Origin of the sequence: Asticcacaulis sp. AC460 (assembly GCF_000495795.1) — a bacterium.
Classification (GTDB): Bacteria; Pseudomonadota; Alphaproteobacteria; order Caulobacterales; family Caulobacteraceae; genus Asticcacaulis.
In genome coordinates, this window is sequence record NZ_AWGD01000016.1 from 108,456 (window position 1) to 131,627 (window position 23,172).

Below are 23,172 nucleotides of genomic sequence, written 5' to 3' on the forward strand. Positions count from 1 at the left end.
CGGGTAAGTCTCGCCCGCCGGACAACCGTCATGCCTGAGGCCTCAGAGCAGGAAGTCGCTGGCGTTCAGCACGGCGACGTTCATGACATTCAACGAGAAGTCGGCGGTGCCGTCTCCGTTGACATCGGCATAGACCGTGACGTGTTCGGCCGTGGTGTTGGTCGCATCGACATGCTGACCCCACAGGCGGCCGGAACCGTTGGAATCTGGCTGGCTCATGCCCAGCCAGTCGAAGACCTGATTTCCGGCCAGTCCGGCATTGGCATCGATCGCTGACAGGTCGATCCGGTCCACACCTACGGTAAAATCGGCAATCGTATCGACGCCGGTCATCACGAAACTGTCGGACAGCGCCGTGAAGATGAACAGGTCGCTGCCCGTCCCGCCGGTCAACTTGTCGCCCCCGCCATCGCCATAAAGGCGATCGTTGCCGGCGCCGCCGTCGATCTGGTCCGACATGGATCCGCCCCGTATCAGGTCGTTGCCGGCATCGCCGCTGACGCTATCGAAGCCCGAGCCGCCGTTCATCACGTCGTCGCCGTTGCCGCCGCTGAGCGTGTCACTGTCCAGGCCGCCGTCCATGAAATCAGCGCCATCCTGTCCCATCATATAGTCATTGGCGTCACCACCATACATCATGTCCATGCCCTCACCGCCATAGACACTGTCGGCGCCGGCATCACCGCTCATCCAGTCATTTCCCGAATTGCCAAAGAGCACGTCATTCTGGTCGTCGCCGTTGACACGGTCGTCGCCCGCGCCGGCATAGACGGTGTCCCCGCCCTTGCCGCCCTCAATCACATTGGCATAGGCATTTCCCGTGATCGTATTGGCAAGGTCATTGCCAAAACCATTCTGGGCATAGTCGGCGGCCAGCTCCAGGTTTTCGACGTTGGCGGAAAGGGTAAACGCCACGCCTCCGATCACCTTGACAGTATCAACGCCTTCATTGGCCGCTTCAATCACCACGTCGGGACGATCCGCGATATAGACGTCGTTGCCGGCGCCGCCCGACATGGTATCCACCGATGATCCGCCATCCAGCAGGTCGTTGCCGGTTCCGCCATACAATTGGTCGGCCCCATTGCCACCGATCAGCGTGTCGTTTCCGGAGTCGCCATACAGCTTGTCGTCTCCGCTGCCACCATCCAGGCTATCGTGGCCGGCGCCACCGTAGATGGCTTCATCATACTTGCTGCCGAACATCTGATTGGCCAGGCCATTACCGTAGAAGACGCCGCCATTTCCAATCGACGTGGCACGCAGGTTTTCGACATTTGCGGTGAGCGTATAGGCCATCTTGGTTGTGACGACCATGTCGATGCCTTCACCGGCATATTCGATAACGGTTGAGTCGCCTTCGTCGGCAACAAAATAGGTATCGTTCCCGATCCCACCCCTGGCGATATTGCCACCCTGCACCGACATCCGGTCATTGCCGGCGCCGCCGTAAAGGTGGTCTTCGACGCCGTACAGGCCGTGTAGTTCGTCGTCGCCCTCGCCGCCATACATGGCAACGGCCGACGGAAACAGGTCGTCGGTGGTGTGCATCACCGTGTCATTACCCAGGCCGCCATAGACAACCGCGTCACCTGAGCCCTTTAGCCGAACATAGTCGTCGCCGTCGCCTGCATCCAGTTTGACGCTGCCGCTGACATAGAGGGTTATATCGTCATTGCCGCCAAACGTGCTGATCAAATAGTCGTCGCCGCCCTCCCAGTAGGGGCTGCCCACAGTCACGGTGTCGTTAAATTGCGTACCAGCAATCTTTGTAGTCATGGATCTCATCTCATATAGGTGTGTGATGAGTGCTGATTATCGGACGCACGTTTCTGTCCTATGCCGCAGGGCTGATTTTCATGTTTCAATTGTTACAGCTGGACCGAAACGCGTCATTCGCCGGAATAATTTTGCGCCCTGGTCCGCGCATGAGTCTTCAAGTCTTTGAGCTAACTTAATCTTTCTGTCCTAGGATGGCGGCATCAGAACGATGGATGTACTGACCGAATGTCGCCCCTGCGTACCGATTCCGAAAGCCACTCGCCTTCGCCCGAAGAAAAACTGAAGGCGCGCGAGGACTTCTTCCGGCTGATGAGCCACGAGATCCGCACGCCCCTCAACGGTTTGATGGGCATGCTGGACCTGATGGCCAAGACACCGCTCAGCCCCGATCAGAACTCCTACCTCACCACCGCCCGCCATTCGGGCGAGCACCTGCTGACCCTAGTCAACGACCTGCTGGACTATGCCCGCATCGATGCCGGCCGCATCGAGCTGGAAACCGGCGAGGTCCATCTCGAACCCTTGCTGCAAAGCGTCGCCGAGCTGTTGTCGCCGCGCGCCCACGCCAATGGCATCGAAATCGTCTGGAGTCTGGACCCCCGGCTCGACTATATCCATGCCGACGAAGGCCGGCTGCGCCAGATCCTGTTCAACCTGGCCGGCAACGCCATCAAGTTCACCACGACCGGCGGGGTCCTGATCCAGGTCGGGCTGACCGATGAGGATTTGATCCGGTTCAGCATCCGCGACACCGGCCCGGGCATCCCACCCGAAGCCCGCGAACGCATCTTCGAGGAATACGGTCAGGTCCACCCGACCCATGCCACCCGTTATGGCGGCGCCGGCCTCGGCCTCGTGGTCGTGAAAAAGCTGGTCGAAGTCATGGACGGCACGCTCAGCCTCGAGTCCGAAATGGGCAAGGGCTCGACCTTCAGCGTCGAGTTCCGCGCCTCCTATGGCCTGCGCCTGCGCGGTCCGGCGCCGAAGCATCCGCGCACCGTCACCCTGATCAGCGCCAACCCGGCCCTGGTTGACGGCGCGCGCAGCCACCTGGCGGCCCACGATGTCCGCCTGCGCGATGTCCCTGGGGTGGAGGACTGCTATGCCTCGCAGGGCTTGATCCTGGCCGACCGCGCCGCCTTTGCGGGCCCGGTCATGGCGCCGTCGCCGCGCAGCCTGGTCCTGCTGACGCCGGAACAACGCGACGAGATCACCACCTGGCGCGAACACGGCTGGGCCGGATACCTGATCAAGCCGCTGCGCCGCGCCTCGCTGATCGAGCGCCTGGAAGCCTTGCAGGGCCAGGGTGTTACCCCGGCGCACAATGACGATGACCGGATCATTACCGAATCCGGCCAGGACAAAGCCGTGCTGCTGGTCGAGGACAATCCGGTCAATGCTCTCCTGGCGCAGATCCTGCTCCAACGCGAAGGCTGTCGCGTGGAACGGGCCTCCTCGGGCGAGGAAGCCATCGAAATACTGAAAGACCACAAGTTCGACCTTATCTTCATGGATCTGGGTTTGCCGGGCCTGGACGGACTGGGGACCACCCGCGAAGTCCGCGCCCTGGGCGTGCGAACTCCGATCATCGCCCTGACGGCCAATGCCTATGAGGAAGATCGCCGCGCCTGTCTGGCGGCCGGGATGAACGATTTCCTGACCAAGCCGATCGAACTGGTGGCGTTGAAAGCCCGCCTTCAGACCTGGACGGGCGTGCGGTCGCAGGTCAAAACTGCGTAGAGCTTGCCGTTTCGGTAAACTGGTCTAGGCTCTCCCCGAAATCGACCGGGAGGCCCAGATGTCCGAATCACCAGCGGCGGAAAAGAAGACGTTTTTCCAGAGCGTGAAACCCTTCTTCACCCGGCCGGCACTGGTGATGATCCTGCTGGGCTTTTCGTCTGGCCTGCCCTTGTCGCTGATCTTCGACACCCTGTCCGTGTGGCTGCGCACGGCGGACCTGTCGCTGACCACCATAAGCTATTTTTCGCTGGTCACCTTTGTCTACAGCCTGAAATTCGTCTGGGCGCCGGTTCTGGACCGCGTCGGATTGCCGGGCTTGACCCGCATGCTGGGCCACCGCCGCAGCTGGATTCTGCTGAGCCAGGCCGTGATCATGCTGGGTCTGTGGGCGATTTCGACAATGAACCCGCAAACCCAACTGGGGTTGATGGCGGTCGCCGCCATCGTCATCGGTTTCGCCGGCGCCACCCAGGACATTGTCATCGACGCCTGGCGGATCGAGACTGCCGGGGAATCCGACGACCGTCAGGCCGTTATGGCAACCGCAACGGCGTGGGGTGCGCGGATCGCACCGTTTGTGTCGGGTATCGTGCCGCTGTTGCTGGCTGGCACCCTGGGCTGGGGCTTCGCCTATGCCTTGATGGCTGCGTTGATGATCCTGGGTGTTGTCGGTGTGTTGCTGGCACCCAAGGAAGGGGAACATCGCGTCCGGCCGATCGACTATGGCGATGCCGCCGCTAACCCACCGCTGGAAGTCGTAGAATCGCTTGGCCGGCTGGCCTTGATGCTGGTCGCAATCTGCTTGATGGGGGCCGGGCTGACGGCCAATATCGATCTGTTCAAATTCCTCTTTCCGTCGCCGGAAGCGTTCGATGTGGCCAAGGCAGCCTGGACAAGCAAGACGACGGGGGTCTTCTGGCAGGTGCCGGGGGTCTTCCTGGGCTTGGGATTGATTGCCGCGGCCTGTCTGCCCTTGCCGGGACGATTGACCCGACCGGGGGCTTATCTGCGCCAGACCTTCGTGACGCCGATCGTGGCCTTCTTCAAACGGTATGAGAACCTGGCGGGCCTGATCCTGGCCCTGATCTGTTTGTACCGGGTGTCGGACTTCCTGCTGAACGTCAACGGCGCCTTCTATGTCGACCTGGGTTTCGACCTGACCACGATCGCCGGGGTGCGCAAGGTCTTCGGTGTGGTGATGACGATTGCCGGTGTGACCGTGGGCGGGATCGTCATGACGCGTTTCGGTATGAAGACGGGTCTGCTGTTCGGCGCCATCGTGGGGTCCTTTTCCAACATGGCCTATGCCTGGCTGGCGACGCAGGGCAATGATGTCACGGCGTTTTCGATCGCCCTGGGCATCGACAATGCTTCGGGCGGCATCGCAGGGACGGTGCTGATCGCCTACATGTCGTCGCTGATCACCAAGGGATTTGCCGCTCAGCAGTATGCCCTGTTCACCTCGGTCTATGCCTTGCCGGGTAAGCTTCTGGCGTCGCAATCGGGGCGTATCGTCGAGACGACGGCCAAGAGTTCGGACTCCGGCGGCTGGGCCAATGCCTTCCGGCCGTTGTTCAGCGGTTTGACACCGGAGTCCTTTGCCAAACCGGCCCAGGTCCTGGGGGTATCGAAGGAAGCTCTGGGTACCGGCTATATCGTGTTTTTCACCTATTCGTCGGTGATCGGGGTGCTGGCGATCATCCTGTGCATATGGCTGAACAGCAAGCCGCAGTTGACGCAGGATGACTCGGACGAGTTACGGGGTGAAGGGGCCTGAGGCCCCTTCGTCTTCTCTTCACAAACAAAAAGGCGCTCCCCGAAGTGGGGGCGCCCTTTTTGTTTGTAAGGAAAGGCGAGGGGTCGCGGACCCCTCGACCCCATAACTATCCGTGTCAGACCTTCGTCGACGCGCGCACGTCGTACGCCGCAAACGTCGCCATGGTCAGGATCTTGCTCACCGAATCCGACAACTGACAGATCTGCACCGGCTTGCTTAGGCCCAGCAACAGCGGACCCACCACCGTCGCCCCGCCGATGGCTTCGATCAGGTTCGTCGAAATCGACGCCGAATGAATCGCCGGCATGATCAGCACATTGGCCGGCGCCGTCAGACGCTGGAACGGATAGTTGACCCACCGCGTCGGCTCCAGGGCGATCTCAGGCGACATCTCGCCCTCGAACTCGAAATCGACCCCGCGCTGTTCCAGCAACCGCACCGCCTGCGACACCCGTTCGGACCGCTCACCCGCCGGATTGCCGAAGTTGGAATAGCTCATGAACGCCACGCGCGGCGTATGGCCCATATTGCGCACCGCCGTCGCGGCCTCGATCGCGATATCACCCAGCTCTTCCGGCGACGGTAGTTCCGCCACCGTCGTATCGGCGATGAACAAAGTCTTGCCGCGCGCCAGAACGATCGACATGCCCATGATCCGGCCGCCTGGCGCCGGGTCGACCACGCGCATCACTTCCTCAAACGCCTGGTCGAAAGCCCGCGTCACGCCCGTCACCATGCCATCAGCATGACCCGACATCAGCATGGCCGCGGCGAACGAGTTGCGGTCCAGGTTGATCAGACGCTCGACGTCGCGCTTCAGGTAACCCCGGCGCTGCAGACGCTCATACAGCAGCTGCGCATAGGCATCTCGGCGGTGCGACAGACGCGCATTGATGATCTCGATATTCTCTTCTTCCGGCACCAGGCCGGCAACGCGCATATTTTCCTTGATCAGAGACTCGCGCCCGCACAGAATCGGCGTGCCCAGACCCGACTGTTTGAAGGCGTGCGCCGCGCGGATGACCGAAATGTCCTCGCCTTCGGCAAACACGATGCGCTTGGCCGGCCGCGACCGCACGGCCGAGGTGATTGATTGCAGCAGACCCGCCGACGGGTCCAGCCGCTGCTCCAGCGACTTGCGGTAGGCATCCATGTCGGTGATCGGCTTGCGCGCCACGCCCGTATCCATCGCCGCCTGGGCGACGAACGGCGGCACATACCACAACAGACGCGGATCGAACGGCGACGGGATGATATAGTCCTTGCCGAACTTCAGGTGCCGGCCCTGATAGGCCGCGGCCACCTCATCGGGCACATCTTCGCGCGCCAGCATGGCCAGCGCCTTGGCGGCGGCCAGCTTCATCTCGTGGTTCACCCGGCGCGCCCGCACGTCCAAGGCGCCGCGGAATATATACGGGAAACCCAGGACGTTGTTGACCTGGTTGGGATAGTCCGACCGGCCGGTCGCCACGATGGCGTCCGAACGCACCTTGGCGACATCTTCCGGGGTGATTTCCGGGTCCGGATTGGCCATGGCGAAGATGATCGGATTGGCCGCCATGGTCGCCACCATGTCCGAGGTCAGAACGCCCTTGGCCGACAGCCCCAGGAACACATCGGCGCCGACCATTGCCTCGGCCAATGTACGCTTGTTGGTTCGGGTCGCGTGGGCCGACTTCCACTGATCCATGTCGATCTTTCGGCCCTCGAAAACCACGCCGTGGATGTCGACCACGGTCGTATTGTCGTGGCGCACGCCCAGGGCCTTGATCAGCGACAACGACGACAGACCGGCAGCACCGGCGCCGCACAGCACCACCTTGACGTCCTCGATCCGCTTGCCGGTGATTTCCAGCGCATTGATCAGGCCAGCCGCCGCGATAATGGCCGTTCCATGTTGGTCGTCATGAAAAACCGGAATGTCGGCCAGGTCCTGCAGCGCCGCCTCGATGATGAAACATTCCGGCGACTTGATGTCTTCGAGATTGATGCCGCCGAACGACGCCGTGATGTTCTTCACCACCGTGATGAACTCATCGGGATCCTGCGTCGCGACCTCGATATCGAAGCTGTCGATATCGCCGAACCGCTTGAACAGGACCGCCTTGCCCTCCATCACCGGCTTGGAGGCCAGGGCGCCGAGGTTACCCAGGCCGAGAATAGCCGTGCCGTTGGAAATGACCGCGACCATATTGCCCTTGGCGGTATAGTCGTAGGCGGTTTCCGGGTTTTCGGCGATACGGCGGACCGGAACGGCGACGCCCGGCGAATAGGCCAGGGCCAGGTCGCGCTGGGTCGCCATCGGCTTGGTGGGCAAAAGCGCGATCTTACCGGGCTGCGGATACTGGTGCAGGTAAAGGGCTTCGTCGTCGCTGAAAGTCTGTTTTTCGCTCGGCATGGGTCCGCAACTCGTGTGGCAATTTGTATTATGATTATGATTTTGTTGGCTAAAGCTACTAGAACACAATGACCAAGGGATAAAGCCGCAACTGCCTTTGGCGTGTATTTTTGTATACCGGAATGTGAAACACCGCGCGAGGTGTGACTTTTAGGGTGCGAATCGTTTCCTATCGTTACGGAAACTTGATTGTGTTCTTATTTTGTTCTATTAGTTAATTGTGAACGTTTTTGCTCGTCGTCTTTCCACAAGCGTTAACAAGGGTTAATTTCATCCGATGAACGCCCAGGTCCCGATCGATTCGCCCAACGACGCCATGGATTTCGCCGACGCCACGCCGGTGATGGCCCAGTATCTCAAGACCAAGCAGGACCATCCCGACGCCCTGTTGCTGTTTCGCATGGGCGACTTCTACGAAATCTTCTTCGATGACGCGGTCGTGGCGTCCCAGGCCCTATCCCTGGCCCTGACCAAGCGCGGCGTCTATCAGGGCAAGGACATCCCCCTCGCCGGCGTGCCCGCCCATGCCCTGGACGCCTATGTCTCCAAACTGATCCGGCTGGGCTTCCGCGTCGCCGTCTGCGACCAGCTCGAAGACCCGGCCGAAGCCAAGAAACGCGGCTCCAAGTCCGTCGTCAAACGCGGCGTTGTCCGCGTCGTCACCCCCGGAACCCTGACCGAAGACACCCTGCTCGAAGACCGTGGCGCCAACCGGCTGATCGCCCTGTCCTCGCGCGGCGGGGTGATGGCGATCGCCAGCGTCGAACTGTCGACCGGCGATGTCGAATGCCTGGAAATCGAGCCCGAGACCCTAAGCTCGCACCTTTCGGCCTTGCGGCCCTCCGAAACCCTGGTCGCCGACCGCCTGCTGCAGGACGAAGACGTTTTCGGCCTGCTGAAACAGTATGGTGGCGTGCTGCAACCGCAACCGTCGTCGCTCAGCGACCCGTCCGCCGGTGAGCAGCGCCTTCTGAACCTCTACGGCGTCGCCACACTGGACGGTTTCGGCAGCTTCTCGGCGTCGGAAATGTCCGCCCTGGGCATGCTGGCCGCCTATATCGACGTTACCCAGGCCGGCAAGCGCCCGGTTCTGAAACCGCCTGCGAAGGTCATCTCGCACAACCACCTGGCCATCGACGCCGCCACGCGCAATTCGCTGGAAATCGACCGGACCCAACAGGGCAAGCGCGAAGGCTCGTTGATCGCTGCGCTCGACTTGACCGTGACCTCCGGCGGCGGCCGCTTGCTGGCGGCGCGCCTGGCCCGGCCGCTGTTCCAGCCCGACGCCATCAATGCCCGGCTGGACACCGTCGCCTGGCTGCTGCCGCGCCGTGATGCCCGCAACGACCTGCGCCACCTGATGCGCAGTTTGAGCGACCAGGCCCGCGCCCTGTCACGCCTGTCGCTGAACCGTGGCGGCCCGCGCGACTTGACCGTCATCCAGAACGGCCTGACGGTCGGCGAAACCCTGGCCGCCGCCCTGAACGATGCCGCCCATGACGGTATCGATCCGGTCCTGCCGGCCGAAATCGACAGCGTCATCACCGCCCTGATCCCGTCCCCGCCGGTCGCCCATCTGCGCGCCCGGCTGGAACGCGCCCTGGTCGAAGAACCGCCCCTGTCGCTGAAGGATGGCGGCTTCATCCGCGCCGGCTACAGCCCCGAACTGGACGAGATGCGCGGCCTGCGCGACGACAGCCGCCAGATCGTGCTGAACCTGGAACAGCGCCTGGCCGCCGAAACCGGCATCGCCATCCGCATCAAGTTCAACAATGTCCTGGGTTACTTCATTGAGCTGAGCCAGAAGCTGGCCGACCAACTGGTGGCCCAGGACACCGCGAAACAGTTCATCCATCGCCAGTCCCTGGCCAACCAGGTCCGTTTCGTCACCACCGAACTGGTCGATCTCGACTCGCGCATTCAACGCGCCGCCGCCAGTGCGCTCGGCCTTGAAATGGAGCTGTTCGAGACCCTGCGTGAAGAGGTTCGCACCGTCGCGCCGCAAATCCAGGCCGCCCATGACGCCATCTGCGCCCTGGACGTCGCCTGCGCCAATGCCGGCTGGGCCGAGGAGTTCGAAGCCACCCGCCCGGTCATCGACGACACCCAACGCCTCGAGATCAGCCGCGGCCGCCATCCGGTTGTCTGCGCCGTGCTCAAGTCCCAGGGCAAGCCGTTTACGCCCAACGATGTCGCGCTCGATGCCGAAGGCGCTATGTCGGCGCGCCTGTCCCTGGTCACCGGCCCGAACATGGCCGGTAAGTCGACCTTCCTGCGCCAGAACGCCCTGCTGATCGTCATGGCCCAGGCCGGTTTGTTCGTCCCCGCCAAGGCCATGCATCTGGGCGTCGTCGACCGCCTGTTCTCGCGCGTCGGCGCCGGTGACGACCTGGCCCAGGGCCGTTCGACCTTCATGATGGAGATGGTCGAGACCGCCGCCATCCTGCAGCAGGCGACCACGCGATCCTTTGTCATTCTCGATGAAATCGGCCGCGGCACCGCCACCTATGACGGCCTGGCCATCGCCTGGGCCTGCGCCGAGGATCTGCACGACCGCATACAGTGCCGCGCCCTGTTCGCCACCCACTATCACGAGATGGCCGTGCTGGATAAACGCCTGAAAGCTTTGAGCAATCTCAGCCTGCAGGCGCGTGAGCACAATGGCGAGCTGATCTTCCTGCATGAGGTCCGCGCCGGATCGGCCGATCGCTCCTACGGTGTCCAGGTGGCGCGTCTGGCCGGCATGCCGGGCGGGGTGGTCACCCGCGCCCGCGATATCCTGACCCGGCTGGAAGAAGACAACCAGACCAAGCTGCGCCTGGACGATCTGCCACTGTTCTCGCACACCAGAGCCCCGGCGCCGGTCTCGCGTGAGCCGTCCAAGGCGGAAACCCTTCTGAAATCGCTGAATCCTGACGATTTAAGCCCCAAAGAAGCCTTGGAAGTTATCTATAATTTACACAAGTTGGTTAAAACCGACGGCTGAAAAATATTGTGGTAACTCCGTTCATGCTCACCCTGACCCATCCGGCGGCGCCGGCCTATCGTATCGACGGCCGCGCCCTGCGTCAGGCGCTCACCCAGGCATTCGAAGACTCCAGCGGCGACACCTCCGACCTGCGCCGTCGCGCTGTCAGCATCCTGAAAGAAGCCTGGGACCTGAGCCGCGCCAGCATTCTGAGCCATGTCGATGAAGGCAAGGGCGGACTGGCCACAGCGCGCAGCCTCGCCAAGGTCGCCGATGAAGTCGTGTCAGCCCTGTGGGACTTTACCCTGACCCACGTCTACCGCGCCCGCAACCCGACCGAAGGCGAGCGCCTCAGCCTGGTCGCCGTCGGTGGTTACGGCCGTGGCGAACTGGCGCCCCATTCCGACCTCGACCTGCTGTTCCTGCGTGCCTGGAAGGAAACCTCGCACTCGGAATCGGTCATCGAGTTTATCCTCTACACCCTGTGGGACCTCGGCATAAAGGTCGGCCATTCGTCGCGCACGGTCGATGAGACGCTGAAATTCGCCCGCGGCGATCACACCATCATGACCGCCCTGCTGGAGCGCCGCCACATCGCCGGCGACACCGAACTGGTCCAGCAACTGGAAGACCGCATGGCGTCGGAAGGCCTGAAGTCGAACATGTTCGACTTCGTCTCCGCCAAGCTGGAAGAGCGCGACAGCCGCCATTTCAAGGCCGGCGCCACCCGCTATGTCGTCGAGCCCAATATCAAGGAAGGCAAGGGCGGCCTGCGCGACCTGCACACCCTGTTCTGGATCGCCCAGTTCATGGCGGCCGCCGATGCCGGCCAGACCAAGCCGCGCATCGTCGGCGAAAAGCGCAAGGCCGACTGGGGCGTTCTGGACCGGCTGCTGACCGACAAGGAACGCGACATCTTCCTGCGCGCCTTCGACTTCCTGTGGAAGGTCCGCATCCTGATGCACCAGGCCGCCGGCCGGGCCGAGGAACGCCTGAGCTTCGACCTGCAACCTGAAATCGCCCGCCGCATGGGCTTTGTCGACCGCCAGGGCGAACCGAATGTCGAGCGCTTCATGCGCCGTTATTTCGTGACTTCCAAGGAAGTGGGGGCCCTTACGCGCATCTTCTGCACCAAGCTGGAAGCCCAGCAGGCCAAGCCCCTGGCCCGGCTGTCCAACATGCTGCAATCGGGCCTGATGAACCTCAACAAGGCCGACCACCCAGGCTTCGTGGTCACCCAGGGCCGCCTCAGTGTCAACAGCCCGGACATCTTCCAGAAGTCGCCCGTGGCCATGTTCCTGCTGTTCAAGATGGCCGACCGGCTGATGCTGGACCTGCACCCGGACGCCTTCACGGCGATCGCGCGCAACCTGAAACTGGTGACGCCGTCGCTGCGGCGTAACCCCGAGGCGGCGCGGTTGTTCCTCGATCTGCTGGTGCGCGGGCGCAACCCGTACAAGACGCTGAGCATGATGTCGGAGACCGGCCTGCTGGGGCGCTATATCCCGGAATTCGGTCGCATCGTCGCCCAGACCCAGTTCAACATGTACCATGCCTTTACCGTCGATGAGCACACCTTGCGCGCCATCGACATCATCCATGGCATCGATACCGGCCGTTACAAGGGCGAACACCCCCTGGCCAGCTCGATCATGCCGCAGCTGGTCGACAAGGAGAGCCTGTACCTGGCCATGCTGCTGCACGACACCGGCAAGGGCGGCGAACACGGCCAGGAGATCGGCGGCGAAATCGCGGCCAAGAAGGCCTGCGAGCGCCTGGGGCTGCCCGAATGGAAGATCGAACAGGTCGCCTGGCTGGTCCGCCACCACCTGGTGCTCAGCGACTACGCGCAAAAGCGCGACGTCTCCGACCCGGAAACCGTGGCGGCGTTTGCCCAGATCGTCGAGACGCCGGAACGCCTGCGCCTGCTGCTGATCCTGACCGTGGCCGATATCCGCGCCGTCGGTCCCGGCGTATGGAACGCCTGGAAGGGTCAGCTGATGCGCGACCTGGTCGCCGCCACCGAAAGCGCCTTCCGCGGCGGCCGTGGCAATGACGCCGTCGCGCAGGTGCGCCAGGAACTGAGCCAGCGCGCCCAGGAGCGGCGCACCGAACTCAGCGACAAGAACGATGACATGGCCGCCTGGCTGGAAACCATGGACGAGTCTTACCTGTTTTCCTTCTCGGCCGACGACATCAAGAGCCACGCCGCCCTGGTGTGGTCGACCTTCGATTCCGAACCGGCCGCCAAGGCGCGCATCGACATCGGCCGCAATGCCACCGCTTTTTCGATCTCGGCCGACGACCGGCCGGGCCTGTTTGCCGACCTGTCGCGGGCCTTCGCCAATATGGGCGGCAACGTCGTCGGCGCCCAGGTCTTTACCTCTTCCAGCGGCCATGCGCTCGACGTCTTCTACGTCCAGGACAGCCAGGGCCTGCCTTTCGGTCATGACGACGCCCAGCGCATGAAACAGGCGGAGCAACAGCTGGAACAGGCCGCCCTGGGCCACCTGCCGCCGCCCGTGGCCTATCGCTCGGCCATGGCGGGCCGGACGGCGGCCTTCGCGATTGCGCCGACCGTGGCCTTCGACGACGCCAGCAAGGCCAATGCGACCATTATCGAGGTGTCGGGCCGCGACCGGCCGGGTCTTCTGGCCGATCTGGTCGATGTCATGGCGCGGTTACGTATGGACATCGCCTCGGCGCACATCGACTGCTACGGCGAACGCGCCGTCGACGCCTTTTACGTGACCGATCACTTCAAGAAGTCGCAACTGACCGCCGGCCAGAAGCAGGTGTTGAAAAAGCAGTTGCTGCAGGTTCTGGAGCAGGCGGAACAGCCGCCCAAAAAGCCCCTGACCCAGGCGCGTGCGTCGCTGGCCCGGTAAACGTTCAGGGGTATAATCGCCTGATCAATTGCCGCAAACCCGTCCGCAACCGGTTCCAATCGGTATCGTCGCGTAAGGGCAGGCCCGAGAAATTTCCCGAGACCGCTGCCGACAGCACGAATTGTTGGATCGCCGCTATCAGGACCGCATTGATCAGTCCTGCATCCGGCGGCATGACCAGCTCGCCCCGCGCCGCCATCACCCACTGCATCATGGCCCGGCTACGCGCCTGGGTCAGCGGGGCAAGCGTCCCCGGCGCTGCCGACAGTTCCCACAGGATGAGTTTTTGCAGAAGCGGGTTGGCGCGCAGCGCCGTCAGGTAAGCATCCGCCAGGTTGGCCGCCCATTCGCCATAGGTCGCGCCCGGAACGGCTACCGGCGGCGCGCCCAGCCAGGTCGCGACATCGCCGCCCATCGCTTCCAGCAAACCGTCCAGCCCACCGAAATAGCGATAGATCAGCTGCTTGTCGCAGCCCGCCTGGCGCGCCACGGCATTGACACCGAAATTCTGGAAACCCTGCTCGGCCAGTGTGACCTTCGCCGCCTCAAGCAGGGCGGCGTGGGTGGCTTCGCGGTTGCGGGTACGGGGTTCGGCCATTCTTGAAATCCTTATTGTGCAAGGCCATAGGCCGGTTTCGGGCAGGCGGCAATGAAAATATGTCACCGATCGGTGATTTGTCTGTTGACATCGTGTGGCCGTGGGCCTAAACGACATGTCACCACCGGGTGACATAAAGGACGTGACGATGACGATTTCCAGCAAACTGACCGGCGCCGGCGCAATCGCCCTGGCCGTGGTGTTCAACCTTCCCTACGGCTATCTGGCGCAGAATTTCGACTATCCCGATATCCTGCGCCGTCCGTCGGCCGAGGTGCTGGCGGCGTTTGCGGCCGGCGGTGAGGGTCTGGTTTGGGCGTGGTATGTCTTCGGATTGTCGGCGTTGGCTTTTGTGCCGCTGGCGATGGCCTTGTCTTTGACGCCGGAACGGGTTCGCCGATCACCGGGTGTGGCGATCGGGGCGGCCTTGGCCGGGGTGTTGGCCGGGCTGGTTCAGGCGATCGGGCTGTTCCGTTGGGTGTTCGTGGTGCCGGGATTGGCGCGGCAGGACGACCTGGTCGCGGCCGGCGCTCAGTTCGACCTGATGAACGCCTTTGCCGGTGTGGCGATCGGCGAGCATATGGGCCAGATTTTTACGGCCTTGTTCGTCGGGTTGGTGGCCGCGCTGCAATGGGGTGAGCGGGCGCGTTTGAGTTCGGTGATCGGTGGGGTGACCACGGGGTTGATGGTCGTCGGCGCCGGCGGTGGTTTGGCCCTGGCCATGGGTCAATCGGATGAACTGTTCGCCATGCTGTCGATCGGCGCCTATCTGGGCCTGACCGTTTGGCTGATCACGACGGGGATTGGCATGCTGGGCTTTGGCAAGGCGCGGGCGACGAAGGATGTTGTGTACGTTTAAGAAAGAGCCCCGCCCGGCGCTTCGCGCCACCCTCCCCATAAATGGGGTGGGCAAAGACAAGGTGAGGCAAGCTTTATATGGGAAGCCGCCCGATGTGAGTTCCGCACCGATTGGCGCTGTCAGGTTTTCGGGTCCTAGGGTGCTTGCACCCTAGATCTTGCCTTCGGCCTTGTCGGCGACGCGGCGGAAGGGACCCTTGTAATCGGCTATCGTCCGGCGGCGGCGGTCCGGGCCCATATAGTTGGCCGACTTGACCCAGCCGCGTTCGTTGTCGATCACGCTGCGCATCCGGTCGATCAGGGCCCGCGCCGTCAAAGGCTTGGCGACGAACTCATTCACCCCGGCGTCGCGCGCTTCCAGAACCCGGCGGCGGTCGGTGTGGCCGGTCATCATGATGATCGGCACATAGGGGTGGGGGCTGTCGGAACCACGGCGGATCAGCTTGGTGAATTCGATGCCGTCGAGCTGTTCCATCATCAGGTCGAGCACGATGACATCGGGGCGCCAGTCGCGCACGATTTCCAGCGCTTCGATGCCGTCGGAGGCTTCACGGATCAGGTTGATGCCCATGGAACGCAGCATGGTGCAGACAATCACCCGCATGTAGTGGTTGTCGTCGACCACAAGCACCATGACGCGCGAAAACTTACTCAAGGCTATCCCGCTCGAAGTTTCTGTTACGCCTCATGTTTTTCCAAAAAGTACCAGAGACGTTTCTGGCCACTTTTTGGCATGAGGCTTGGGGCAAAAAAGACCCGTCTTACGGGACTTCTTATGGCGTTGAACCGACTCATTAGACCTATTTACGCATTTAACAAAACAAAGATTGATCTTTCACAAATTCCGCGCTTTCGTCTGCGATTAACGATCTATCAAGGGCTGTGGACAGGCCTGCGGGTCGTGCGGGGATGACATCATGATCGACTGGCATAACAGGACGCTTCTGGCGGGCGCGGCAGCCGTGCTGCTGGCAGGTTTCGGTATCGGGTTCCTGACCGGAAAGGTCACCGACAGCCCGTCGGCCCAGACCATGGGAACGGCCAGCGACAACGGTCTGGTCGGCGGTCCCGGCACCGGTCTGTTCGGCAAGCCGCGTGACGCCAATGCCCCGCGCGCCGGTCAGTCCAAGCCCACCGGATTTGATGTCTGGAGGTCATCGCTGGATACCTCCGGCACCTCGCCCAAGGCCTGCGTCCAGTTCTCCAAGCCGTTGGACCCGTCCAAGCCCTACGGCGACTATGTCGTGGTCAGTCCCGCCCTGCCGTCGGCCCCCGCCGTTTCGGTCAAGGACGATACCCTGTGCGTCGCCGGCATCGGCTTCAACGACCGCCGCGTCACCCTGTTGAAGGGCTTGCCGGCCAAGGGCGGTGATACGCTGAAAGGCAACAAGGACGTCGATTTCGCGTTCGGTGAAAAGCCGCCCTATGTCGGCTTCGCCGGCAACGGCGTCATCCTGCCGCGCGAGGAAAGCGACGGCGTGGCGGTGGAAACCGTCAATGTCTCCAGCCTGGCCTTCGAGGTGTGGCATATTTCCGACCGTAACCTGGTCCGCAAGTCGGTATCGGCGCCGGAACCGGTGGGCGAGGACGAATATGACTACGAATGGGGCGACGATTCCCCCAACGATATCGGCGTCAAGATCTGGACCGGCAAGGTCGCCGTCCAGTCGGGCAATGGCGAGCGCGTGACCACGGTCTTCCCGCTGGGGGCCGTGTTGAAGACGCTCAAAGCCGGCGCCTATGTCATCAAGGTCAAGGACGCTTCGGGCGGCCGCGACAAGAACGATAACGAACAGCCGCCCAGCGCGCGTCGCTGGATCCTCTATACCGACATGGCGCTGACCACCTATCGCGGCCAGAACGGGCTGGATGTGGTGGTGCGGTCGCTGAAGACGGCCAAACCGATGGGCGGGGTCAAGGTCGACCTGGTCGCCCAGAACGGCGATACCCTGGGCACGGTCAAGACGGGCGTCGACGGCCGGGTCAGCTTCAACGGCGCGCTGCTGAAGGGCAGCGAGGCGCTGCAGGCCAAGATGATCATGGCCTATGGCCCGAACGACGACTATACGGCGGTCGAGGTCGATCGCACGCCGATGGACCTGACGTCGCACGATGTCGGCGGCCGTTCCGACGAAGCCAGCCTGACCGGTGGCCGGGTCGCGGGGCAGGGCGTCGATTCCTACGTCTATACCGACCGCGGCATTTATCGTCCGGGTGAGACGGTGCGTCTTATCGCTTTGATCCGCGATAACGAAGGCCGCGCCATCAAGGAACGCAAGGGTTTCCTGGTCGTTACCCGTCCGTCGGGAGTCGAGGCCTTCCGCCTGGCCTTCGACAAGCTGCCTAATGCTTTTGCCGGCGGCAATCTGGTGTTGCCGAAGACCGCGCCGCGTGGCCAGTGGACCGCCAAGGTCGTGCTGGAAGGGCTGGAAGGGCTGGAAGGCGATGCCGGCAGCACGTCGTTTGCGGTCGAGGATTTCGCGCCGCAACGCTTAGGCGTCGATATCAAGGCCGATGCCAACCGGCCGCTGCTGAGCCTGACCGAGGTCCGGCCGGTGACGGTGGCGGCGCGCTATCTCTATGGCGCCAACGGTTCGGGGCTGCAGGTGACGGGCGAGGCGCGGATCCGCGCCGACCTGAATCCGTTCCCGAAATATCCGGGCTATCAATTCGGCGACCAGAGCAAGCCGTATGAGGAAAAGTATGTCGACCTGCCGGAAGTCACGACCGACGGCGCCGGCAATGCGACGATTCCGTTCAATGCGTCGGAGGCCGGCCAGACCGACCAGCCGCTGACCGTGTTGCTGACGGCGTCGGTGTTCGAGCCCGGCGGTAGGCCGGTGCGCGAAAGCCAGACCCTGCGCATCAAGGGCGCGCCGCTGTATCTGGGCGTCAAGACGGAGCAGAAGGACGGTAACTGGCGCGATACGCCCAAGACCGGATTCAGCATCATCGCCCTGAGCCCGAACGGCGACAAGGTCGCCGTGCCGGGGGTCAAGGTCACGCTTATTTCGGAAGTGTGGGACTATGACTGGTACCTGGCCGACGGCAAGTGGCGGTGGCGTTCGACCCACCGCGACGTCATCGTCGACAGCAAGAACATGGACCTGAACGCCAATACCGGCCTGAACTTCGAACGCGGCCTTGATTGGGGTGACTATCGTATCGAGGTCGAGGCGGTCGGCCGTGCCAAGACGGTGGTGCGCTTCGCCTCGGGCTGGGGGTCGTCCAGCCAGGACGGCGACTCACCGGACGGGGTGCGCCTGACGGTCGGCAACAAGAACTATGCCCAGGGTGATACCATCGATCTGACGCTGAAGGCGCCCTACAAGGGTGAGGCCCAGATCGCCATCGCCACTGACAAGGTCATCGAGATGAAGACGGTGACGGTCGGCGAGGGCGGTACGACGATCAAGCTGAAGTCCAGCGCTGCCTGGGGCGGCGGGGCCTATGTCATGGTCAGCGTCATTCAGCCGCGCGATCCGGTCGAATCGTCCAAGCCGCGCCGGGCTGTCGGCCTGGTCTATGTGCCGCTGGACCCCAAGTCGCGCAAGCTGCAGGTCAATGTGCCGCTGAGCGACCAACCGTTCAAGCCGCGCCTGGACAACAAGGGCCAGGGCTTTATCGACGTGCCGATTGAGGTCAAGGGCCTGAAGATGGGCGACAAGGCGCGCGTCTCAATCGCCGTGGTCGACCAGGGGATTCTGAATCTCACCAAGTTCAAGTCACCCAATCCGGTCGACTGGTATTTCGGCAAGCGGGCTCTGGGCGTCGACTATAATGACGACTATGGCCGTCTGCTGGACCCCAATCTGGGGGCGCCGGCCAAGTTCGGCGGCGACCAACTGGGTGGCGAGGGTCTGACGACCACGCCGATCCGTACGATCGCCCTGTGGTCGGGCGTGGTGACGACCGGTTCTAACGGCAAGGCGGTGGTCAACCTGCCGATCGCCAAGTTTAACGGCGAACTGAAGATCATGACCGTGGCCTGGACCGACGATCAGGTCGGGTCCAGCGAACAGCGCATCGTGGTGCGTGAACCGGTGGTGGCCGACCTGGCCCTGCCGCGCTTCCTGAGCCCCGGCGACCGGGCGTTTGCGACCCTGCAGCTCGACAATGTCGATGGCAAGCCGGGTGTCTACGAAGCCGTGGTCAACGGGTTGAAAGGCATTGTGGCGGTGTTCAAGAAGGCCTTCAACCTGGGCCGTGGCGACAAGGCGATCGAAGCCATCCCGCTGACCGCGCCGCAGACCGTTGGTGTGTCGACGGTTCAGATCGGGCTGAACGGCCAGGGCTATGCCTTTAACGACGCCTTCGATATCCAGACCCGTAACGGCTGGGGTCCGGAGACGCGGGTGGTCAGCCAGCTGCAGAACGTCAATGAGGTGTGGGCGCCGGATGCTTCGCTGCTCAACGGGTTGCAGCCCGGTTCGGTGACGGTGGAGGTCAGCTATTCGCCCTTTCGCAATATCGATCCTGGTCCTTTGGCGGCTACGTTGAACAAGTATCCCTACGGCTGCACCGAGCAGGTGACGTCGGCGGCGACACCGTGGCTCTATGTCGACGAATCCATGGTCGGCAAGACTGCGGCCAAGCCGGCCCAGGGTGCGCTGCGCGTGGCTGTACAGAAGATCCTGGACCGTCAGTCCCAGGACGGCGCCATCGGCCTGTGGCGGGTGGGTGACGGCCATGCCGATGGCTTTATCGGCGCCTATGCCACCGACTTCTTGCTGGAGGCGCGGGCGCGTGGTGTCTATGTGCCGCAGGAAGCCATCGACAAGGCGCTGTCGGCCATGCGCGCCATGGCCAAGCCGGAAGGCTTTGTCAGCGTCAATTACCGTCTCAGCGTCGACTACTACTGGAATCCCTATTACGGCATCTCCGCCCAGGAGATGACCAAGCGTCTGCGGTCGCGGGCTTCGGCCTATGCGCTGTATGTCCTGGCCAAGGCCAAGTCGGGCGATCTGGCCCGCCTGCGCTGGTACAAGGATGTCCAGTTCAAGTCGGAAGACTCGCCGCTGGCCCGGGCTCAGGTGGCGGCAGGCCTGGTGATGATGGGCGACCGCGCGCGCGGCCGCGCCGCCTTCCAGGACGCGATCGCCAAGCTGGGTTACACCGATCAATACGACTGGTACCAGGCGCCGCTGCGCGACCTGGCCGGGGTGATCGCCCTGGCTTATGAAGCCGGAGAGACCGATATCGCCCAGTCGCTGATCCCGCGGCTGGAACAGGCCATGAAGTCGCCGTCGCAGATGAATACTATCGAGTCGGCCTATGTGCTGCGCGCCGCGTCCTACATGCTGAAGTCGGCCGGGGTGACCAAGGTCGAGGCCGCCGGCGTCAGCACCTTGCCGGGCAGCCGGCATGTGGTCCGCTACGGTGTCGGGCCTTTCGCGAACGTACGCCTGAAGAATACGGGCTCGGGCGCGATCTGGCGCACGGTGACGGTGATCGGTACGCCGGTCGCGGCGCCGGGTTCGGTCGCCAGCGGTTTGACCCTGACCAAGAGCTTCTACGCCATGGATGGCTCGCGGGTCGATCCGTCGAACCTGACCCAGGGCCAGAAGGTGATCGTGGTCATTTCGGGCCGGTCCAACCGGGCGGAACTGCGGCCGATCGTGGTCGATGACGCCCTGCCGGCCGGGTTCGAGATCGAGGCGACCCTGACGGGTGAGGATGCCCAGAACGGGCCGTTCCGGTTCATTGGGCAGGTGACCCCGACCAAGGTTCAGGAGGCGCGGGACGACCGGTTCATCGCGGCTCTGGATGTATCGTCGTCGGACAGCTTTACCCTAGCCTATATTGCGCGAGCGGTGACCATGGGTGACTTCTATATGCCCGGCGCCGAGGCCAAGGACTTCTACCGCACCGATATGTTCGCCCGCACCCAGGGCGGGCGAACACTGATTTCGGGTAGGTGATTTTAGAGGGGGCGGGGCGTCTTCGGAGCGCTCCGTCCTCTGAAGGCCCCTCACCCGATCGCTATCGCTGCGCTCAGCTCTCGTCCTCTCCCCGCAGGCGGGGAGAGGGAAGAAAAGAATGAACCTTCCCGTTTTTCATTTCGACCGATTTATTCCGCTGCTGGTCAAAATCCTGACCGGTATCGTGGCCGTGCAGGTCGTGGTCGCCGCGCTGAATCTCGTCCTGCCGCCGGATATGCATAAGGCGACCACGGCGTCGGCGGTGGCGCTGGACCGAAACGGCACCTGGTTGCGGGCGCTGCCGGTCGATAACGGCCGGTGGCGAATCCGCGCCGACCTCGAGCGCACCGATCCGACCTTTCTCAAACGCCTGATCCAGGTTGAAGATGAGAGGTTTTATCTTCATCCCGGCGTCGATCCGATGGCCATCGTCCGCGCCTTCGGGTCCAATATGCGCGCCGGCGGGATCGTTTCGGGCGGGTCGACCATCACCATGCAGACGGCGCGGCTGCTGTCGCCGCACGAACGCTCCTACGGCAACAAGTTCGTCGAGATCCTGCGGGCGGTGCAGCTGGAGATGCGCTACTCCAAGCGCGAGATCCTGGCCATCTATCTGAGTCTGGCGCCCTATGGCGGCAATCTCGAAGGCGTGCGTGCTGCGTCGCTGAGCTATTTCGGCCATGAGCCGGAAACCCTGACCCTGGGGGAGCAGGCGCTGTTGATTTCGCTGCCCCAGGCGCCGGAAGCGCGCCGGCCCGACCGCAATCCCAAGACGGCGCTGGGGGCGCGCAACCTGATCCTGACGCGCATGGCGGCCGGCAATATCATCGGCAGCGGTTCGGCCCAGGAGGCCATGGCTGAGCCCATGGTGACCAAGCGCTTCATTTTCCCGGCGATTGCCTGGCATACGGCCGGTCGGATGGCGTCGGGGGTTCGGGGCTTACAGGCGACGGTGGTCACTACGATCGACGCCAACCTGCAGCAGCAGCTGGAGATCATGGCGGCGCGGACGGCGGCCGAGCAGGGGCCCAATTCGTCCGTGGCGATCATCGTCATCGACATCAAGACGCGCGGGGTGCGCGCCAGCGTCGGTTCCGGTGGGCTGGAGCGGGCGGGCGGCTGGATCGACATGACCCGGGCTTTGCGGTCGCCGGGTTCGGCGTTGAAGCCGTTCATCTATGGCTTTGCGTTTGAAGAGGGTGTGGTGGCGCCGGAGACGCGGATCATGGACTCCGCCACCCGGTTCGGCGACTACGAGCCCGAGGATTTCGACCGCGTCTTCCATGGCGAGGTCTCGGTCAAGGAAGCCCTGATCAATTCGCTGAATGTGCCGGCGGTGGCGGTGCTGAACAAGATCGGACCGGATGCCTTCGAGGCGCGGTTCGATGCGGTCGGGGTGAAGCTGGTGCGGCCCAAGACCGGTTTGCACGATGCCGGGTTGGCGTTGGCGTTGGGGGGCGAGGGTATTCATCTGGACGATCTGGCCTTGCTGTATGCGGCCTTGGGCGATCATGGCCTGGCGAAACCGTTGGTGTACCGGCTGAGCGATGAGGCCCGGCCGGTGCTGGGCCAGCGGTTGTTGCGGGCTGATGCCGCCGACAAGGTGGTGGCGATTTTGCGCGAAACGCCGGCGCCGGCGGGACGGTTGCCGGGGGCGTTGATGAAGGAGGCCAATCGGCCGGCTTTCAAAACCGGCACGTCCTATGGGTATCGCGATGCGTTGGCCGTGGGCGTCGCCGGGGGCTATGCTGTGCTGGTTTGGACGGGCCGGCCGGATGGCGGGGCGCGGGCGGACCAGACCGGCCGCGAGGCGGCGGCGCCTTTGTTGTTCGATGTGTTCGACCAGATCCAGGCGCCGCCGCGCTTGCCTCAGGCTTTGGCGCCGACCCGGGCGCCTACGGCTCTGGAGCAATTGGGCGGGCCGACGGGCAAGGTGTCGATCCTTTTTCCGCCGCAGGGCACGACCGTCTATGTCGAGATAACGGGCAGGGATAGTCAGGGTCGGTTGGTGTTGAAGCGGCCGTTGAAGCTGTCGGCACGGGGATTAAGGCCGGTCGCCTGGTATATCGACGGCGAGCCGCTGGGGCTGGATGAGTCGGGGGAGTTTGCCTGGTCGCCGCCGGTCGAAGGGTTCTATGATCTGACCGTCATTGACGCGGCTCAGCATGTCGACAAGAGCCATGTGCGGATCGTGGCGGTCGAGGCGGTGAGGTAAGGAATGTTCGAGTAGACGGAAAGAGGA

11 protein-coding genes are annotated in these 23,172 nt (G+C 63.2%); 7 read left to right on the plus strand and 4 right to left on the minus strand.

The features are described from left to right. Positions 1–42: 42 nt before the first annotated feature. Positions 43–1,779, minus strand: a complete 1,737-nt coding sequence (locus tag ABAC460_RS51125; protein WP_162150306.1) for a calcium-binding protein — start codon at positions 1,777–1,779, stop codon at positions 43–45. A gap of 228 nt (positions 1,780–2,007) precedes the next feature. Between ABAC460_RS51125 and ABAC460_RS34040 the strand changes: the two genes are divergently transcribed. After that, positions 2,008–3,522, plus strand: a complete 1,515-nt coding sequence (locus ABAC460_RS34040) for a response regulator (protein WP_023453141.1) — start codon at positions 2,008–2,010, stop codon at positions 3,520–3,522. A gap of 58 nt (positions 3,523–3,580) precedes the next feature. Further along, positions 3,581–5,299, plus strand: coding sequence for an AmpG family muropeptide MFS transporter (locus ABAC460_RS34045; RefSeq protein ID WP_023453142.1), 1,719 nt, complete (start codon positions 3,581–3,583; stop codon positions 5,297–5,299). A gap of 115 nt (positions 5,300–5,414) precedes the next feature. On the opposite strand, the gene ABAC460_RS34050 is transcribed toward ABAC460_RS34045, so the two are convergent. After that, positions 5,415–7,697, minus strand: a complete 2,283-nt coding sequence (locus ABAC460_RS34050) for an NADP-dependent malic enzyme (protein ID WP_023453143.1) — start codon at positions 7,695–7,697, stop codon at positions 5,415–5,417. A 277-nt stretch (positions 7,698–7,974) separates the two neighbouring features. On the opposite strand from ABAC460_RS34050, the gene mutS reads away from it, so the two are divergent. Then, positions 7,975–10,683 (plus strand): DNA mismatch repair protein MutS, encoded by a 2,709-nt coding sequence (gene mutS, locus ABAC460_RS34055; RefSeq protein ID WP_023453144.1) that lies wholly within the window; start codon positions 7,975–7,977, stop codon positions 10,681–10,683. A 23-nt stretch (positions 10,684–10,706) separates the two neighbouring features. Further along, positions 10,707–13,553 (plus strand): [protein-PII] uridylyltransferase, encoded by a 2,847-nt coding sequence (locus ABAC460_RS34060; protein ID WP_023453145.1) that lies wholly within the window; start codon positions 10,707–10,709, stop codon positions 13,551–13,553. A 4-nt stretch (positions 13,554–13,557) separates the two neighbouring features. On the opposite strand, the gene ABAC460_RS34065 is transcribed toward ABAC460_RS34060, so the two are convergent. Next, on the minus strand, positions 13,558–14,151 hold the full coding sequence (locus tag ABAC460_RS34065; RefSeq protein WP_023453146.1) for a TetR/AcrR family transcriptional regulator: 594 nt from the start codon (positions 14,149–14,151) through the stop codon (positions 13,558–13,560). Between the two features lie 148 nt (positions 14,152–14,299). On the opposite strand from ABAC460_RS34065, the gene ABAC460_RS48220 reads away from it, so the two are divergent. Then, positions 14,300–15,010: a DUF4386 family protein gene (locus tag ABAC460_RS48220; protein ID WP_023453147.1), complete on the plus strand. Its 711-nt coding sequence runs from the start codon at positions 14,300–14,302 to the stop codon at positions 15,008–15,010. A 150-nt stretch (positions 15,011–15,160) separates the two neighbouring features. Here the strand turns inward: ABAC460_RS48220 and ABAC460_RS34070 are convergent, their stop codons facing one another. Further along, positions 15,161–15,664, minus strand: a complete 504-nt coding sequence (locus ABAC460_RS34070; RefSeq protein WP_023453148.1) for a response regulator — start codon at positions 15,662–15,664, stop codon at positions 15,161–15,163. 262 nt (positions 15,665–15,926) lie between these two features. Between ABAC460_RS34070 and ABAC460_RS34075 the strand changes: the two genes are divergently transcribed. Both ABAC460_RS34075 and pbpC read left to right on the plus strand, forming a co-directional pair. Beyond that, positions 15,927–20,930, plus strand: coding sequence for an alpha-2-macroglobulin family protein (locus tag ABAC460_RS34075; protein ID WP_023453149.1), 5,004 nt, complete (start codon positions 15,927–15,929; stop codon positions 20,928–20,930). A gap of 118 nt (positions 20,931–21,048) precedes the next feature. Continuing rightward, positions 21,049–23,145 carry a penicillin-binding protein 1C gene (gene pbpC / locus ABAC460_RS34080; RefSeq protein ID WP_023453150.1) on the plus strand — a complete coding sequence of 699 codons (2,097 nt, stop codon included), beginning with the start codon at positions 21,049–21,051 and terminating at the stop codon, positions 23,143–23,145. Positions 23,146–23,172: the final 27 nt, after the last annotated feature.